Annotated in this window: 14 protein-coding genes; 4 read left to right on the top strand and 10 right to left on the bottom strand. The window is 62.1% G+C overall.

All coding sequences use genetic code 11. The features are described 5' to 3' along the window. Positions 1 to 78: 78 nt before the first annotated feature. The 6 genes from GRAN_RS05415 to GRAN_RS05390 form a co-directional block, all read right to left on the bottom strand. Positions 79 to 1,530, bottom strand: a complete 1,452-nt coding sequence (locus GRAN_RS05415) for an efflux transporter outer membrane subunit (protein WP_128911941.1) — start codon at positions 1,528 to 1,530, stop codon at positions 79 to 81. Further along, positions 1,530 to 2,795 (bottom strand): efflux RND transporter periplasmic adaptor subunit, encoded by a 1,266-nt coding sequence (locus GRAN_RS05410; protein ID WP_128911940.1) that lies wholly within the window; start codon positions 2,793 to 2,795, stop codon positions 1,530 to 1,532. The genes GRAN_RS05415 and GRAN_RS05410 overlap by 1 nt, the downstream gene beginning before the upstream one ends. Before the next feature lie 43 nt (positions 2,796 to 2,838). Further along, entirely contained in the window at positions 2,839 to 6,021 is a 3,183-nt protein-coding gene (locus GRAN_RS05405) for an efflux RND transporter permease subunit (protein WP_128911939.1), read from the bottom strand. 294 nt (positions 6,022 to 6,315) lie between these two features. Then, positions 6,316 to 7,926 carry a DHA2 family efflux MFS transporter permease subunit gene (locus GRAN_RS05400; RefSeq protein ID WP_128911938.1) on the bottom strand — a complete coding sequence of 537 codons (1,611 nt, stop codon included), beginning with the start codon at positions 7,924 to 7,926 and terminating at the stop codon, positions 6,316 to 6,318. 28 nt (positions 7,927 to 7,954) lie between these two features. Further along, positions 7,955 to 9,193: an HlyD family secretion protein gene (locus GRAN_RS05395; protein WP_128911937.1), complete on the bottom strand. Its 1,239-nt coding sequence runs from the start codon at positions 9,191 to 9,193 to the stop codon at positions 7,955 to 7,957. A gap of 26 nt (positions 9,194 to 9,219) precedes the next feature. Next, entirely contained in the window at positions 9,220 to 10,713 is a 1,494-nt protein-coding gene (locus tag GRAN_RS05390) for a TolC family protein (protein WP_161570851.1), read from the bottom strand. A 167-nt stretch (positions 10,714 to 10,880) separates the two neighbouring features. Between GRAN_RS05390 and GRAN_RS05385 the strand changes: the two genes are divergently transcribed. Further along, positions 10,881 to 11,456, top strand: coding sequence for a TetR/AcrR family transcriptional regulator (locus tag GRAN_RS05385; RefSeq protein ID WP_128911935.1), 576 nt, complete (start codon positions 10,881 to 10,883; stop codon positions 11,454 to 11,456). Here the strand turns inward: GRAN_RS05385 and GRAN_RS05380 are convergent. The 3 genes from GRAN_RS05380 to GRAN_RS05370 are packed head-to-tail and all read right to left on the bottom strand — an operon-like array spanning position 11,453 to position 13,870. Continuing rightward, complete coding sequence (locus GRAN_RS05380) at positions 11,453 to 12,424, bottom strand: ABC transporter substrate-binding protein (RefSeq protein ID WP_161570850.1); 972 nt, start codon at positions 12,422 to 12,424, stop codon at positions 11,453 to 11,455. The genes GRAN_RS05385 and GRAN_RS05380 overlap by 4 nt on opposite strands. 55 nt (positions 12,425 to 12,479) lie before the next feature. Further along, on the bottom strand, positions 12,480 to 12,968 hold the full coding sequence (locus GRAN_RS05375) for a DUF2165 family protein (RefSeq protein ID WP_128911933.1): 489 nt from the start codon (positions 12,966 to 12,968) through the stop codon (positions 12,480 to 12,482). Further along, positions 12,965 to 13,870 (bottom strand): hypothetical protein, encoded by a 906-nt coding sequence (locus tag GRAN_RS05370; protein WP_128911932.1) that lies wholly within the window; start codon positions 13,868 to 13,870, stop codon positions 12,965 to 12,967. Before GRAN_RS05370 ends, GRAN_RS05375 begins: the two co-directional genes overlap by 4 nt. A gap of 143 nt (positions 13,871 to 14,013) precedes the next feature. On the opposite strand from GRAN_RS05370, the gene GRAN_RS05365 reads away from it, so the two are divergent. Genes GRAN_RS05365 through hpxZ form a run of 3 tightly spaced genes read left to right on the top strand, consistent with a single transcriptional unit; the run spans position 14,014 to position 15,781 of the window. Next, on the top strand, positions 14,014 to 14,466 hold the full coding sequence (locus GRAN_RS05365; RefSeq protein WP_128911931.1) for a RidA family protein: 453 nt from the start codon (positions 14,014 to 14,016) through the stop codon (positions 14,464 to 14,466). After that, positions 14,463 to 15,404, top strand: a complete 942-nt coding sequence (locus tag GRAN_RS05360) for an acetamidase/formamidase family protein (RefSeq protein ID WP_206662703.1) — start codon at positions 14,463 to 14,465, stop codon at positions 15,402 to 15,404. The genes GRAN_RS05365 and GRAN_RS05360 overlap by 4 nt, the downstream gene beginning before the upstream one ends. After that, entirely contained in the window at positions 15,401 to 15,781 is a 381-nt protein-coding gene (hpxZ, locus tag GRAN_RS05355; protein ID WP_206662702.1) for an oxalurate catabolism protein HpxZ, read from the top strand. Before GRAN_RS05360 ends, hpxZ begins: the two co-directional genes overlap by 4 nt. Positions 15,782 to 15,787: 6 nt before the next feature. On the opposite strand, the gene GRAN_RS05350 is transcribed toward hpxZ, so the two are convergent. Next, entirely contained in the window at positions 15,788 to 16,609 is an 822-nt protein-coding gene (locus tag GRAN_RS05350; protein ID WP_128911930.1) for a DUF3891 family protein, read from the bottom strand. Positions 16,610 to 16,612: the final 3 nt, after the last annotated feature.

Here is a 16,612-nt window from a genome sequence, read left to right as displayed (position 1 = left end):
GCTAGTTTACTGCCGTGGGTGCATGAACAAGAAAAGCCCCACGCATAGTCGATGCGTGGGGCACATGGTTGGCTCAAGTTAGTACTTGGGAAGTTGGTTGGTGTCCCATCCACCGCCTAGAGCCTTGACCAGCAGAACGCTGGCGTCCATGCGGCGACGCAGGATGTCGATATCGTTGCGCTCGTTGAGCAGGGCGGTGGTTTGGGCTGTGACAACCTGGAGGTAGGTGTCGACTCCTCCAACGTAGCGGTTATTGAAGATCTGCTGGGCTCCGCGAGCGGCGTCGGTGGCGGCGTGCTGCTGGTCCGCCTCCTGCTGAAGGATGCGCAGGACGGCGAGGTTGTCTTCGACCTGTTGGTAGGCGGTGAGCGAGGTTTGGCGATAGTTCGCGGAGGCCTCATCGAAGCTTGCGCGTGCCTGCTCGGAGACGCCTGCGCGACGGCCAGCGTCAAAGAACGTCTCCGCAAGCGTGGGCCCGAGGGCGTAGGTGTAGTTGGACGCGTTGAAGAGGCTGGCGATAGCGGTGCTCTCGAAGCCTGCCGCCGCGGAGAAGGTGAGCGATGGGAAGTAGGCGGCGCGCGCGATACCGATTCGTTCGTTCGCCTCGTTGGTGCGGCGTTCGGCGGCGGCGATGTCGGGGCGACGCTCGAGGAGTTCCGAGGGAAGCCCCGTGGGAATGTACGGCGGCATGGTGTTCAATGGGGCTTCGGCGAGTGAGAAGCTGGCGGGTGGCTGGCCGATCAGTACCGCGATCGCATGCTCGAACTGTGCACGCTGGACCATGATGTCTGATTCCTGGACGATCGCAGCCTGGAGCTGCGTCTTCGCTTGGTAGACATCGGCCTCGGAGGTGACACCACCTTCGAAGCGATTGGTGGTGATGCGGAGGGCCTCGCGATAGTCGTTGACGGTATCCGATAGGAGCTTCTTCTGGGCGTCGGCCGAACGAATTTCGAAGTAGTCGAGGGCGACCTCGGCCTGCAGGCTAAGTTGTGCGGTGGCGAGGTCGGCAGCGCTGGCCTGTGTCTCTTCCTTCGCGATGTTCACGGTGCGGCGGATGCGGCCCCAGAGGTCGACCTCATAACTGAAGTCGATGGGAAGCTGGAGGTCGGCGAGACCGTTGTTCGGGACGGGGGCGGTAAAGTAGGGGCGGCCGTTGGCATCGTGGATCCCCTGAACTGTGGGGGCAGTGCCGATGGTCGGGTAGAGGCTCGCACGGTTGATGCGAATCTGCGAGCGGGCTTCGCGGAAGCGGGCTTCGGCGACTTTGAGGCTCTGGTTCGAGGCCGCAACCTTGACTTCGAGATCATTGAGGACCGGCTCGTTGAACATGAGCCACCAGTCGCCTTTGAGAGCGGTGTCGGAGGGACTTGCGGGCTTCCAGTTGGGGTCGGTCTCCTTGTAGGCGTCGGGAGCCTGGGCCATGGGAACCGCAGGCTTGACGTACTTCGGACCGACCATGCAACCGCTGAGAAGGAGGATCGCTGAGCTGAGTGCAACTGCACTTGTTACAGACGTTCGATACCGCATTATTTTGTCACCGTGAACGATACTTGTTTGGCATCCACCTGCTGGCCGCTGGTGAGGGAGTCGGATGGATCAAGGACGACGAGATCCGAACTGGTCAACCCTGAGGATATCTCGACAAAGGCACCGGCATCGCGTGCAAGAGTGACGGGCACGAGCTTGACGCGTCCATCACGGACGACGGCGACCTGCAGACCGGCGGAGCGGAAGATGAGCGCGTTCGAAGGAAGGGTGAGGCTCTCCCCTTGGTCCGGCACCTTGAAGTGAACGAAGACATAGGCGCCAGGAAGAATCTCGGCCTTGGCATTCTGAACATCGACTTCGACGTTGAGGGTGCGAGTGGCAGGATCGATTGCGCTCGAGTTGCGGGCAATGACGCCGGTAAAGGAGCGGCCCGGATATTCGTCGAGGGTGAGGGTAGCGTTGCCGCCGTCACGTACCGCGCCGGAGTAGGCTTCGGGGACGGGGACAAAGACGCGGATCTGGCCGATTGCGGCAACGTGGAACAGCGGCGTCGGCGAGGAACCGCCCTGGATGAGTTGGCCGACATCAGTATTCCGGACAGTGACGATGCCGTCGAAGGGAGCGTAGACGCGTTCGAAGGATTGAAGCTGTTGCAGGCGGCGCACGGCTGCGCTCGAGGCGTCGACAGCGGCTTCCTTGGCAGAAGCATCGCTGACGGCCTGGTCGGTCTCCTGCTTGGAGATCGAGTTGGTCTTCAGCAGGTTCTGGTAGCGCTCGGAGGTTATGTTGGCGAGGTTGAGGTTGGCTTGGCTGCTCTTGAGCTGCGCTTGCGCAACCTGGAGCTGTTGATCGAGTTCGGGGGTTTCAATGACGGCGAGAAGCTGGCCCTTTTTGACGTGGGCGCCGATGTCGAAGTACCAGGACTTCAGGTAGCCGTCGGTGCGAGCGTAGATCGGGGTGTCCACGTAGGCCTGGGCGTTGCCGGGAAGGGATATCTCAGGGGCAAGGCGGGCTACGGACGGATGGGTTGCATTGACGATCGGAACAGACGCGTCGTGGGTAACGGTCGCGAGCTTCTTCTCATCGGAGGAACGGGAGGCAATCCCGAAGAAGACGACGGCGGCGACGACGATCGCGATGACGACGAGGGCGATCCAGACGGACTTGGGCAGCCCGTGCTTCGGTGGGTCCACGTGGGGGCCTTCGGTCTTGTGCGGGGCGTTTACGTCGAGACGATCGTTGTCGAGGTGTGTCTGGCGTGCGTTTTCCTGTTTTGGTGATTCAAGGACTGCATCGGTGCTCATGGCGTCTCCGGAGGTTCGTTCGTTGATGTGAGTGGCCATCGAATCAGGCTCCAGCGCTTACGGTTTTGGGTGTGGTCTGCTCGGCGTTGGCTTTTGCCTTGCCCCGGCCGTGAAGCAGGCCGAAGACCGCTGGAACAAAGATGAGGGTTGCGACCGTCGCGGCGCTGAGACCGCCGATGACGGCGCGGCCGAGGGGCGCGTTCTGCTCTCCACCTTCACCGGCGCCGAGAGCCATGGGGATCATGCCGATGATCATGGCGAGCGCGGTCATCATGACGGGACGGAAGCGGGTAGCTCCGGACTCGAGTGCGGCCATGACGCCGTCGCCGTGCTCTTCAAAGCGCTCCTTGGCGAAGGAGACGACGAGGATGGAGTTGGCGGTCGCGACGCCCATGCACATGATGGCTCCCATGAGGGCTGGAACGCTGAGCGTTGTGTGCGTGGTGAAGAGGAAGAGCACAATGCCGGCAAGGGCTGCAGGCAGCGCGGTGATGATGATGAAGGGGTCGAGCCAGCTCTGGAAGTTGACGACGATGAGCAGGTAGACGAGGACGATGGCGAAGGCGAGACCGGAGAGAAGACCGATATACGAGGCGCGCATGGTGTCGATCTGTCCACGGACATGGATGAAGCTGCCGCGCGGAAGGTCTTTCGTGTTCGCCTTGACGATCTTGTCGATCTGCGAAGCGACTCTTCCCAAATCACGATCCTGCGCGTTGCCGTAGATATCGAGCGTGCGGTGGATGTTGTAGTGGGAGACGACTTCCATCTCGGACTCGCGGGTGACGTTGGCGACGTCAGCGAGAATTTCAGGCTTCTTGGCCGACACGGAGGCGATTGGGATGTTCTGCAGGTCGCTCATCGAGGAGATCTGGTACTGGGGGGTCTGGGCGACGATATTGTAGACGACACCGTTCTTCTGGTTGAGGAAGAACTGTGGGTTGAGCTGGGTGCTGCCGCCGAGGATGTTGAGGACCGAGGTGCCGATGTCCTTCTCGGTGTATCCACCCTGCGACGCCTTGGTGCGGTCGACGGCGAGGTTCAGGACGGGGTAGTCATTCGGCTGCTGCACGCGGAGATCGACGAGTCCGGGAACCTGCCGAAGCTGCTCAAGGATCTTGTTGAGGACGACGCGGTTTCCGGCGATGTCGGCACCTTCGATCTGCACATCGATCGGGGAGGGCAGGCCGAAGTTGAGGATCTGCGTCACGATGTCGGAAGGGAGGAAGTAGAAGGTCGTTCCGGGGAAGAGGCCGGGGAGCTTCGAGCGCAGGGTGCGGACGTAGTTCGCGGTCGGGCCGTGGTCTTCCTTGAGCGAGACCATGATGTCGGCGTCACCGGCTCCGATGAGGCCCGAGGTGGCGTGCTGGAAGTTCAGGGTGGAGTAGGGAAGACCGATGTTGTCGAGGACAGTGTCCATCTCGGCTGGGGGTACAACCTCGCGGATGGCGTTCTCGACTTCGTCGCAGACCTTGGCCGTCTCCTCGATACGAGTTCCGCTCTTCACGCGGACGTGCAGGATGAACGATCCGTTATCAGTCGCCGGGAAGAAGTTCTGCCCGAGGAAGGGGATAAGGATGAAGGCGGAAAGGCAGAGGAGGAGGAAGACGGGAACAAAGACCTTGCGGGCTTCGAGCAAACGGCCAAGTAAATCCTGGTAGCCGGCGCGGACGCGCTCGAAGAGACGCTCGAAGCCGCGCTGAAAGCGGGCGAGGATGTTGTTCGAGGGAACGGCGTGGTGGTCGTGCTTCTTGAGGAGGTACATCGCCATCGTCGGCACAAGCGTGCGGGAGAGGATGTACGAGGCGATCATGGCGAAGACGACCGATTCGGCCAACGGCACGAAGAGGTACCGGGCCACGCCGGAGAGGAAGAACATCGGCAGGAAGACGATGCAGATACAGAGCGTCGAGACGAGGGCTGGGGTGGCGATCTGGGCGGCGCCTTCGAGGATGCCTTCGTGCAGCTCGGCTCCCTCCTCGAGATAACGCTCGATGTTCTCGATAGTGACGGTGGCGTCGTCGACGAGGATACCGACGGCCAAGGCGAGACCGCTGAGGGTCATGATGTTGATGGTCTGTCCGAGCAGGCCGAGAACGATGACCGACGACAGGATTGACAGGGGAATCGAGACCGCGATGATGATCGTCGAGCGCCAGCTACCAAGGAACAGCAGGATCATGAGGCCGGTAAGCACGGCGGCGATGATCGCCTCGCGAATAACGCCCTGGACCGAGCCGCGCACGAAGATCGCCTGGTTGCCGATGGGGGTGATCTTGAGCGCGGGAGGCAACGTGAGCTTGATCTGCGGAATGACGCCGAGAATCTGCTGGACGACGGTAAGGGTCGAGGCGGTTCCGGACTTGAGGACCGTGACGAGCACGCCGCGGTGACCGTCTTGGCGGACGATGTTTGTCTGCGGGATGCTTCCGTCGCTGACGTTTGCGACGTCGTGCAGGTAAACGATGACGCCGTTCGGCGACTGGCGGACGGGGAGGTTGCTCAAGCCTTCGAGAGTAAAGGGCGAGGAGTTGAGGTGAATGTCGTACTCGGCCGAGCCGATCTTCGCGGTGCCTCCGGGCTGCACGACGTTCTGGGCGGCGAGGGCGTTGAGGACGTCCTGCGGAGCGAGACCTTTGGCCTGGAGCTGCTGCGGATCGAGGTTGATCATGATCGAGCGCTGCTTGCCGCCATAGACGTTCGGGATGACGGCGCCGGGGATCGTGACCAGCGTGGGACGGACAAAGTTGAGACCAAGATCGTTCAGTTGCTGTTCGGAGAGGCCGTCACCGGAGAGGCCGAGCTGGAGAATCGGGACGCTTGACGCGGAGAAGTTGATGATCTGCGGGGGAAGGAGGCCGGGAGGCAGCTGGCGCAGCTGAAACTCGGAGGCCGCGGAGACCTGGGAGTTAGCCGTGTCAAGGCTGGCACCGGGCTGCAGGTAGACCTTGATGACCACTTGCCCAGCGACCGTGGTCGACTCGATGTGCTGAATGTTGTCGACCAGGACAGTCAGGGCCTTCTCGTAAGGCGTGGTGAGGCGGCCTTCGAGTTCTTCAGGGTTCAAACCCGTGTACTGCCAGGCGATCGAGACGACCGGTATATTGATGTTCGGGAAGATGTCGGTCGGGGTATTGAGGATCACGACCGGCGCGGCGATCAAGATAAGGATCGCGAGCACGATAAAGGTGTAAGGGCGCGTGAGCGCGATTTTTACGATCCACATAGGATGATTCGTTCGCCTCTTTGAGGGGCATGTCCGCCCTTTTTAAGTAGACACCGACTTTCGCAAGTAGTTCATAGTTATTTCCCGCTTTATTCATCGGCAGAACCGATAGGTGAGCGACGAACGTGCTGGTCTTTGAAGCGTTCGCTTTCTGAGAAACCCGTGGGATTAAGTGTTCCTGTGTCAAGTTTCGCTCTTGTTCCCTCGTGGGATCAAGAGCGGAGGCAAACGCAGCTTCGCCTCCGCACCAGAAGACACGAAGGCGAATCGCCGAGCTTGCCGATTTGGGACGGGTTAGTGTCCTGCTGGCGCTTCGCCCCCTGCGCGGAACTTACGAATGAGGAATACGAGCGGGATCATTGTGAGGGTGAGCCACCCGATGACGCGGAAGCAGTCCATGAAGGCGAGGAAGGTGCTTTGCCGAACAAGCTGCTGGTAGACAAGGCCAAGCGAAGCGGGGATGGCGTCAGCACTCGTGAGGCCGTGTTCCATGAGGCGGTTGAGCGCGCCCTGCGTGGTCTGCTGGAGCGTTTGGGAGCTGGCTCCGAGGTGCGCGCCGAGGTTGAGCTGGTGCAGATTCTCGCGGCGTTCGACAGTCGTCGTGATGAACGCGATACCGAAGCTTCCGCCCCAGTTGCGGAAGAGATTGGTGAGGCTCGAGGCCTTGTTGTTCTGATCGGGACGCAGGCTGGAGTACGCGATGATGTTGACCGGAACGAGAAAGAGACCGTAGCCGACACCCTGCAGCGCTCGTGTCCAGACATAGTGGCCGCCGTTCGTCGCGAGGTTCATGTCGCTGTAGACGAACATGGAGAGCGCGATGAAAGAGAGGCTGAAGAAGACCAGCGTCTTCGCCGAGACTAATCCGCGCTGCAGAAACTGTGCTGAGACGGGCGCCAGGAGTGTGATGACCAGCGCTCCGGGTCCGAGGATCAGACCGGCGTCGATGGCGCGGTAGCCGTAGAGCGATTGCAGCATCTGCGGGATGAGCGTGGTCGTCCCGAAGAGGCCGATGCCGAAGACGAAAAAGAGAATGCTTGCGATGGCGAAGTTGCGATTGGTGAGCAGGCGGAAGTCGATGATGGGTTCCTTGACCCAGAGCTCCCATAGGACCGTGCCGATCCAACCAACGACGGCAATCGTGATCATGGTGACGATGAAGTCGCTTGCGAACCAATCCTCGATCTGGCCGCGGTCGAGCGCGACTTCGAGGGCTCCGGAGGCGAGGGTGATGAGAACGATGCCGGTGGCGTCGACGGACATGCGGCCTTCAGCCTTAGCGGTGAGGCGTTCGGTGGTGAAGACTTCGGGGTCGTGGATGAGCTTATTCGAGAGGTAGAGCGAGATAAGGCCGACGGGGACGTTGATGAAGAAGATCCAGCGCCAGGAGTAGTTGTCGGTGATCCAGCCACCAAGGACCGGGCCGATGGCGGGTGCGGTGACGATGACAACGGTGAAGAGGGCGAACGCGGCGGCGCGTCTTGCCGGGGGAAAGGTGTCGACGAGGATAGCCTGGGCGACGGGGGCTAGGCCGCCGCCTCCTACGCCTTGCACGACGCGGAAGATGAGCATCAGACCGAGCGACGGGGCGAGTCCGCAGCAGAGGGACGAGATGGTGAAAAGGATCACGCAGAGGAGGTAGTAGGTCTTGCGTCCGAGCAGGCGGCTCAGCCATGCAGTCATGGGGAGGACGACCGCGTTGGCGACGAGGTACGTAGTCAGGATCCACGTGACCTCGTCGTAGCTGCGGCCGAGGCCCCCTCCGATGTAGGGGAGGGCGACGTTCGCGATGGAGGTGTCGAGCAGCTCCATGAAGGCGGCGATGGTGACCGTGACCGCGATGAACCAGGGGTTGATGGCGGGTTTTGAGGGTGCCTGTGCCGGGATGATGGTTGCGGTGGCCATGGGTCTTTCCTTAGGTGCGGACGTTGCTCTATCGAACCTTCACTGAGGCTTCGGCGGACATGCCGGGGCGTAGCTGGTGTGCGGGGTCCTGGTCTCTGTCGAGGCGAATGCGAACCGGGAAGCGCTGAACGATCTTCACGTAGTTGCCGCTGGCGTTCTCCGGGGGAAAGAGGCTGAAGAGCGGGCCAGAGGCGGCGGCCATATCTTCGATGGTGGCGTTGTAGTCACGGTCGAAGGTGTCGACGTGGATGGTGACGGCCTGGCCGGGGTGCATGAGGCGAAGCTGCGTCTCCTTGTAGTTGGCGGTGATCCAAATGTCGTCGGTTGGGACAACGGTGAGCAGCGTCTGGCCGGGCTGGACGCGGTGGCCGAGCTCGACGGTCTTATGGCCGACGATGCCGGAGACCGGAGCGTAGACCTTGGTGTAGCTGAGGTTGAGCTCGGCGGTGTGGACGTCGGCGCGGGCCTGGTCGAGCTCTCCCTTGGCGGAGGAGGACTGGGCGCGAGCGTCGGCGGCGCGCTGCGGTGCAGTGCGGGCTCCCGCGATCTGGGCGTCGCGCTCCTGGACGAGGGCGCGGCGCTGGGCGATCTTCTGCTGTGCGGCGGTGACGGCAGCCTGGTCGGCTTCGAGGGTCTGCATGGTCGAGGCGGCCTCGGTCTCTCGGGCGTCGAAGAAGGAGCGCGAGATCTCGCGTTTGTCGACGAGGGTTTGATAGCGCACCCGGTCGCGCTCGGCGCGGGAGGCGATGGCCTGGTCAAGCTGTACGCGGTGCTGGGCGGTGAGGAGTTCCGCCTGAGCGGAGCCCACATCTTCAACGGCCTCCTGCTTCGCGGCCTGGGCGAGTTGGAGGTTGCTGTAGGCGGTGGCGTCGGCGATGGGGACGCCGATGCGGGCTACGTTCGCTTCGGCTTCCTTGGTCTCGAGGTTCGCCTTGGCGTGCTCGAGTTCGGCCTCGTAGTCGCGGGGGTCGAGTGCGAGGAGCAGGGTTCCGGCGGCGACAGTGTGATTGTTCTCGACGTCGGGGTTGACGTAGGTGACGGTGCCGGCGATGCGTGTGCTCAGCGAGGCGAAGTGGCCGTCGATGGCGGCGTCGTCGGTCGTTTCAAAGTGGCGTGCGTGCAGCCAGTAGATGAGGCCGGCGATGACGGCTACGAGAAGGATTGCTCCAGCGATGAGGCGTTTGGTGGCGGATGATTTCTTTGGCGTGGCTTCGGTTTGAGAGGCGGCGGGGGCGCTCGTCTCTTTGACTTCTGTGGTTCCGGACATGACATGCCTCCTGAGGGCGTGTGGTGTTATCGAGTGGCGAAAAAGGTGGGGATGCGGGTCTCGGAGGAGCCGAGGGCGCGGGCGAGGGAGATTTTGGCGACGTTGAAGGAGAAGAGGCTCGCGATGTAGTTCTCGTTAGCGGCTTCGAGCGACTCCTGCGCCTGGACGACTTCAAGGTAGTTGGTGACGCCGTTGTCGAAGCGATCCTGGGACTGGGTGAGGGCGCGCTGGGCGAGAGCCTTGTTGGCCTCGGCTACCTTGACTCCTGCTTCAGAGGCCTTGGCGTCGAGCATGGCCACGCGAACGTCGTAGGCAACGCGGCCCTGGAGGTCCTGGTACTCGGCGCGGCGCTGGGTAAGGTTGGCCTCGGCCTGGTGGATGTCGGAGCGGATGCGGCCGCTGGTGAAGATGGGGACGTCGAGACGGGCGCTCGCTTCATACACGCGGTTGAAGTTCGCGGGGTTCACTCCACCTCCGCCGTAGTTGCCCTCGAACGACAGGACGGGGAGGCGCTGGGCGTGCTCGGCTTTGACGCTGAGCTGGGCGGCGGCTACGGTCTCCTTCAAGCTGGCGACGTCAGGGCGGGTATTCGGGGCCAGGGCCGCGTCGACGCCCGGGTCGGGGAGCGGCGAGTAGTCGTAGGTGTGGCTTGGGGTCCATGCCTGGTCGAGCGAGATGCCGGTGATGCGGTCCAGGGTGAGCTTGTCTTTTTCGAGGTCGTTGGCGGCGTCCGTGACGCGCTGCTCTGCGGTGCGGAGCTCGACTTGGGCGCGAAGGGTATCGATCTCGGGGGAGAGCTCGGCCTTGAACTGGTTGGCTACCTGACGCTCGAGCTCCTGCGCGGAGGCGAGAGTCGATTGCGCTGTCGAAAGACGGGCCTGGCTGGCGACTACCTGAAAATATGCTGCTCCAACGGCGAAGACGACGACATCGCGGGAGTCCTTCGTGCTGAGGACGGAGGCTGCTTCGAGCGCCTTCTGCGCCTTGTAGCGGGCGATCAGTTCCATGTTGACGATGGGCGACGAGGCTCGGACGCGGGCGTCCGAGTAACCGAAGCCTCCGCTCGTCGGGGGAAGCTGGAAGCCGGCGGCAGCCGGGAGTTTCAGTCCGAGCTCCGTGTAGCTGAGTTGGGTGTAGGTCTGCTGGGCGCGGGCGGAGATCTGCGGGAGCAGCGTTGCGAGGGCGCGTTCGCGTTGCGCCCGCACAGTGGCGTCTGCTTGCTGCGAGTCAATCAGCCCGAGGTTGAACTTGAGGCCGTGGTCGATCGCGTCGTCGAGCGAGAGGCTGAGGACCCCGGGGACGAGCTTGCCGTCGGGAACGCTGCCGAGATAAGGATTCAGCGACTGGGTGGCGCGGGCGCTTGGGTTTGTGGTGGCTGCGGCGGGGTTGATCGGACGCGGCGTGGCGATGGAGCCTGTCGTCCCGTTCTCGAGCGATGGGGAGAGATTCTGGGCGCCGGCAGCGAGCGGGGCGAGTAGAGCGGCTGCGAGCAGAATGCGGTGTGGTGTGCGGGTTTCCATGAGCTTTCCGAAACCTCCTTCGGGCCTGCCCTCACGTTTCGATGGGGGGCGGCAACGGTATTTATGATTATGGGTGTCATAATTAGGATTCAAAATCATGACAGGCATCATCTAAAAGAGCGAAAATAGCTTTACGTTTGCGGAAATTATTTGGGAGGGTGGGGATCATGAAGGTGAGCAAGGAAACAATGGCGGAGCACCGGGAGAAAATCCTCGCGTCAGCGGCGCAGCGCTTCCGCGAGCGCGGGTTCGACGGGATCGGGGTGGCGGAGCTGATGAAGGAGGTGGGGCTCACGCACGGGGGGTTCTACGGGCACTTCGCGTCGAAGGAAGAGCTTGTGGCCCTCGCCTCGGAGCGCGCGATGGATGACTCGCGGGCACGCTGGGAAAAGATCTTCGAGGACTCTCCCGAGAACCCGTTAGGCTCGCTGATGGATTATTTTGTGTCGAGGCATCACTGTAGCCTGCCCGGTTCGGGATGCCTTGTGGCTGCGGTGGGAAGCGAGGTGGGACGGCAGCCGGAGTCGGTACGGAACGCCGTGACAGCGGGGCTCCGCAAGACCTTCGACCTGCTTGGGAAAGTCGTCTCCGCGAGGACGAAGGAAAGCCGCCGCAAGAAAGCCATTACGGCTTACGCGAGTATGGTTGGAGCGGTTGTGCTGGCGCGTGCTTCCAATGACCCCGCGCTCTCGCAGGAGATCCTGCAGGCGATCGGCGGCGCGGTCGCGACGGACGCCGTTTAGGGTGCGAATTGCAGCGAATAGGCAGTCGCCGGGTCGATGGGGTGCGCGGTGACCTTGAGCTCTTCGAGCTGCTTGTAGGTGGTGGTCCAGCGCTCGGCGGTAAAGTGGCCAAGATGAGAGTCCGGGGTGTCCGGTCCGTCGATGAAGTGGCCCTCTTTGAGGGTGTCGACGCTGAAGCGCATCCAGTCGGGACTGAGAGCGGGATTCAATTTGCTCAGGGTCAGGTTCGCAAGACTTGGGCTGTCCAGATAGTTCCGCCAGCCCTTCAGCGAGGCCCGAACGAACTTCTGCACGACCTCGGGATGGTCCGCAAGAAACTTGCGCGAGGTGAAGATGACCCGGTAGGGCTGGTATCCGGTTGAGTTGACGAGGAGCGTGCGGACCTGGGCGCCGGCCTTATGGGCGAAGAAGGGTTCCGAGGTGACGAAGGCCTGCTGGATGTACTCGGGATCTTGGAGGAAGTTCGCGACCGAGAAGGTGGCGGGAATCTCACGCACACTCTTCAGGCTGTAGCGGTGGAGCAGATATTGAAACCAGATGGAGCCGGGCTTGACCGCGATGGTGTGCCCTTCGAGGTCGGCGAAGGTGTGGACCAGTGATGCATCGTGGACCATGACGCCCTGCGGGTCCTGCTGCATGGTGGCGGCGACCGCGACCAGAGGCAGACCGCGCGAGACGCCTACGAGCACCTGGTCGGATGTGCCCATGCCGAACTGCGCGGCGCCGGTCGAAACCTGCTGCTCGGTGACGACGTAGGGACCGCCGGGGGCGATCGTGACATCGAGATTTTCCGACTTGTAGAGCCCCTGGAGCTGCGCCTCGTAGAAGCCGCCCATCTCCGGCTGCGGGTACCAGTCAGTCTGGAGTGTGACGGGGAAGTATCCGGTCGAGGCGGACTTGGACTTACAACCAGTTGTGAGCAGAAGAAGGCCGACGAGGGCGCCTGGGAGAAGTTTGCCGGACAGCATGATGGACTCCGTGACCTGTTTGGGTTCTTTACTGGAGGGTAGCATTTTGCGCGGGTTACTCGTGTTCGGGAGCGGACGTGTAGATCAGGATCAGGGAGAGAACCGTGAACATGCGAAAGGCCGCATCCTGGCCGTTCCAGGTCTTCGATTGCCACATGAGGAACCACTCGCCGCCGACGCTGATGAAGGCAACGAACCAGAGAAGGCAGCCAAGCGTGAGACCGGCGATCGAGATGGACTTTGCCTGTTGGAAGACAGCAGAGGGGGATTGCAAGTTGCGCAGAAGGCGGATGGCGCCCCACCAGGAGAGCGCACCGATAACGGTCTCCCACGAGATGATGCCGGCGTAGAAAGTGGTCTGGAGACCGGGGTACGGCAGCGAACGCCACATGCCGTGGTTGCCGGGGAAGGTGGTGTCCATGCTCAAGACGTGGTGGACGAACTGGTAATTGGAGTTGTAGTCGGTGGTGTTATTGAAGACCACGAGGGTGAAGAAAAAGGCGACGGCAAGCAGAAGGGCACACTTGGAGAGGCGGACAATCATTCGCGGGTGACTCTCCTGGGAGAACTTGGTGGAACCTTGGGTAAGGACTGGAAATAGGCAACGAGCGCGGCGATCGTCGGCGCATCGTATTCTGGCCAACCCGGCATCGACGCGTCCGGGATGACGGACTTGGGGTTCACAACGTAGCTGCCGACGATGTCCGGCCGGGCTTTCGCCAGGGAACTGATAGTGCTCCATGTGACGTTTGATTTCTGGCCGCCCGTGGTGCCCATTGCGTGGCAGCGAAGGCAGTTCTGTTTGGCGATAGCAAACCCTTGCTGGACGGGTGAGTCCGGCAGAGTGCCCTCAGGCGGGGTGATCGCCTTGAAGGTCTGGGCGGCGGAGGTGAAATGCAGTGCGGTAATGTTGATCGGGATCTGGGGCTCGTCTTCGTGTGCAAGAACCTTGAAATCAGGAACGAATTGGTCGTACACGATCAGGTACGGGCCGGGATCCGACTTGTGTGTGCTCTTTGCCCAGCTCATGGATGTCTGACCATCGACCACGAGGACAAGGATGGGATGATGGGACCGGATGGAGTTCGACGGAAAGTGGGTGTGGTAGCCGTCGGTGCAGAGCGCGATGACCAGGTCCAAGGACGGCGGCGCTTCCAGCGCTTCGATGAGCGCTTCAAGTGAGATGCCGGTGACGTGAGTAGTCTGACCGGGGAATTCCGTGTTGTTGACCAGGGTGGCCGAGATCTGCGGCAAACTTTCGAGTTCGGCGTAAGTCAGGTAGCCATGCGGGGTATGGGGGATGCCCGAGATTTCGAGGTCGGTGGGAGACTGCCGTGTGGTGTGGAGCTTCAGGTGCGTGCGCGGCTCCCCGGGAACCTGCGTGGCCTGAACACCTTTCGACAAAGTTGCAGCAGCAATCAGAACGAAAGCAACGACAAGGAGCACGGCCCTTCTTTCAACATGGCGCACCATGGCTGAATGGTAACGGGGTTCAGGACGGTTGGGTGGGGAAATCGCCGGACCCACAATGCCGTGGGCGAATTTGATCGACGTTTCCCGTCTCACGCTGCGTGATACAGTAGCGACCAATGAGCGCAGAGAAAGCGATTTTGGACGCGGGATTAGTACTGCCGGAGCTTCCGGCTGCGGGCGGAAATTACATTCCGGCGAAGACAGTGGGAAGCCTTGTTTACCTGTCCGGGGTTATTTCGAAGGATGAAAGCGGTCTGATCGCCGGGACAGCCGGAGCGGATCGTACGATCGAGGACGGCTATGGTGCGGCGAGGGCGTGTACGCTGCAACATCTCGCGGTACTCCGGCGACACCTGGGATCGCTCGACCTTGTGAAGGAAGTCGTCAGCGTGAACGGGTATGTGAACGCGGTGCCTGGCTTCCCCGATCCTCCGAAGATCATCAATGGGGCCTCCGACTTGCTGGTCGAGGTATTCGGGGACGCAGGACGGCATGTGCGAGCGGCGATCGGGGTGAGCGCGCTGCCGAGGAATGCGCTGGTCGAGGTGCAGATGGTGGTTGCGATTTGAGCTCGGCCAGAGAACACACCCTCGGGGCTCAGCCGACGCATTCGGTGTGGAACCGGGACCTCGCTCCCCGGCTTATGATCGCGCCGGGGGATGTGGTCCACATGGAGTGCGTGGATTCAAGCGGGGCACAGGTGAGGCCCGGATTCACGCTGGCCGACTTTCTGGCGATCGACCGGATGAAGATTCATGCGCTGACGGGGCCGATCGCCATCGAGGGAGCGCAGCCGGGGGATGTGCTGCAGGTGGATGTGCTCGAGGTCGCGCACAAGGGATGGGCGTGGTCGAGCGTGATAGCCGGACTTGGGTTTCTCGATGGGCGGTTCACCGAGCCGTACTTCTTCGAGTGGAAGCTCGATGGGGATGTCTCGACCTCGCTTGCTCCTGCCGTCGTTCCGCTGCGGCCGTTCTGCGGGGTGATGGGTCTGGCTCAGGCGGAGATGGGGGCATTCCGGACACGGCCTCCGGGGGCGTTTGGCGGGAACATGGATGTTCGGGAGTTGAGCGCCGGCGCCACGCTGTATCTCCCCGTGATGGTCGAGGGTGGGCTCTTTTCAGCCGGTGACGCTCATGCGGCGCAGGGAGATGGAGAGGTCTGCATCAATGGAATGGAGTGCCCGGCGGACGTAACGCTACGCCTTGGGCTGCACAAACAGAGACATCTGGCTGGACCGATGGTCGAGTCGGCGGCGCGGCGGGGTGAGGATGGGCCGGAGTGGATCGTGGTCGAGTCGGGGATCGAAGCACTGACGACAGCCCAGACGGCAACGAGCCGGTTGGTGGATCTTCTGGTCGATCGCTGGGGCTTCGAGCCGGTGCAGGCTTACCTGCTGTGCAGCGTCGCGATGAAACTGAGGTTGAGCCAGGTCGTGAACCGGCCGATGGTGACGGTGAGCGCGGCGATCGCGAAGAGTGTTCTGCCGGAGAGGAGGTTGTTTTGACGATCAACGATCCCGACATGCTTGCGGAACTCACGTCGCTATACCCAGCGTATGAAAAGGCCCTGATGGAGAACGATGTCGCAACGCTCACGCGGATGTTCTGGGATTCGGAGTTCGCGATGCGGTTTGGCGCCGGAGAGAATCTCTACGGAATGGATGAGATTGAGGCCTTTCGGAAGGCGAGGCCGGCCGCGGGGCTGGCGCGGACGGTGACCCGGCTGGACATCGTAACGTTTGGCACAGACTTCGGAAGCGTCACGCTGGAGTTCTCGCGAGAGACACCGGCGAAGACAGTGCGGGGACGGCAGAGCCAGGTCTGGGTTCGGCTTCCGGAAGGCTGGAGAATCGTCGCGGCGCACGTTTCGTTGCTTTCCTAAGAGCTTTCAGGCTGTGACGGCAACCTCGAGTTGCTCGACCGGAGCGCTCTGATACAGGGCCGTGAGTTGATCGGCGCCTGCGAAGGTATGGCCGGATACGTGACGGGCGGGTAACGGGAAGGTGAGGCTTGAGGAATCGAAGGGATACGGATCGAGCCGGAATTGTCTTGGGCCAATCGGGGTTACCCTGATCTCGCGCTCGGTGTCTCCGATTGCCGGAAGCGGGTGGAGCAGCGTGGCTGGCTGCGAGTAGTCAACACTGCTTAGCAGGGAGAGATTGTCGGTGGCCTGGAGCAGGCGGAAGTTGTTGAGGAAGGCCTCGTCGGTGACGTCGGCTGGTAGGAACTGCGGATCGGCGCAAATGCCCTTGCGAAGGGCTTGCTGGCGCTGCTTCTGGCGTTCGAGGAAGGCGTCTAGAAGTGGAAGGTGCTCGGGTGCGATGGTCGAGCGGTCGGCGCGCGCAGTCAATAGGTTGTACGTATGCATGGACACGAGAAGCGCTGCGTACGGATCGACGGCCTCAACCTGTTGGACGGCGGATTCACGAACGGCGAGGTAGTCGGCGAGGTCGATCTCTTCGAAGGCCGAGTACTTGCCGACGAGGTCGCTCGAGAAGGCGGATGGTTTGCCGGCCCGAGTAACCTGCGGACGAGCGTCGCGGGCAATCCAGCCGTCGTCGTGTACCTCAATGCCGTGAAGGACGTTGGAGCGGGGACTCGGGGGGAGGAAGAGGTCGTTACCCCAGTGCGTGGCGAAGGCGGCGGCGAGGTGGGCGTGGTCGGGGTGGGTGATCAGCCAGAAACCGGTTTCCGTTTCGAGTCGTAGCATGTC

The sequence above is a fragment of the Granulicella sibirica genome (assembly GCF_004115155.1).
Lineage (GTDB): Bacteria > Acidobacteriota > Terriglobia > Terriglobales > Acidobacteriaceae > Edaphobacter > Edaphobacter sibiricus.
The sequence above is the reverse complement of the archived record's forward strand: the minus strand, read 5'-3'. Positions and strand labels throughout refer to the sequence as shown.

What these genes read in the sequence shown, in the direction of transcription:
- GRAN_RS05415 (WP_128911941.1), bottom strand. Translation starts at nt 1,530, where the DNA reads ATGCGGTATCGAACGTCTGTAACAAGTGCAGTTGCACTCAGCTCAGCG.
- GRAN_RS05410 (WP_128911940.1), bottom strand. Translation starts at nt 2,795, where the DNA reads ATGAGCACCGATGCAGTCCTTGAATCACCAAAACAGGAAAACGCACGC.
- GRAN_RS05405 (WP_128911939.1), bottom strand. Translation starts at nt 6,021, where the DNA reads ATGTGGATCGTAAAAATCGCGCTCACGCGCCCTTACACCTTTATCGTG.
- GRAN_RS05400 (WP_128911938.1), bottom strand. Translation starts at nt 7,926, where the DNA reads ATGGCCACCGCAACCATCATCCCGGCACAGGCACCCTCAAAACCCGCC.
- GRAN_RS05395 (WP_128911937.1), bottom strand. Translation starts at nt 9,193, where the DNA reads ATGTCCGGAACCACAGAAGTCAAAGAGACGAGCGCCCCCGCCGCCTCT.
- GRAN_RS05390 (WP_161570851.1), bottom strand. Translation starts at nt 10,713, where the DNA reads ATGGAAACCCGCACACCACACCGCATTCTGCTCGCAGCCGCTCTACTC.
- GRAN_RS05385 (WP_128911935.1), top strand. Translation starts at nt 10,881, where the DNA reads ATGAAGGTGAGCAAGGAAACAATGGCGGAGCACCGGGAGAAAATCCTC.
- GRAN_RS05380 (WP_161570850.1), bottom strand. Translation starts at nt 12,424, where the DNA reads ATGCTGTCCGGCAAACTTCTCCCAGGCGCCCTCGTCGGCCTTCTTCTG.
- GRAN_RS05375 (WP_128911933.1), bottom strand. Translation starts at nt 12,968, where the DNA reads ATGATTGTCCGCCTCTCCAAGTGTGCCCTTCTGCTTGCCGTCGCCTTT.
- GRAN_RS05365 (WP_128911931.1), top strand. Translation starts at nt 14,014, where the DNA reads ATGAGCGCAGAGAAAGCGATTTTGGACGCGGGATTAGTACTGCCGGAG.
- GRAN_RS05350 (WP_128911930.1), bottom strand. Translation starts at nt 16,609, where the DNA reads ATGCTACGACTCGAAACGGAAACCGGTTTCTGGCTGATCACCCACCCC.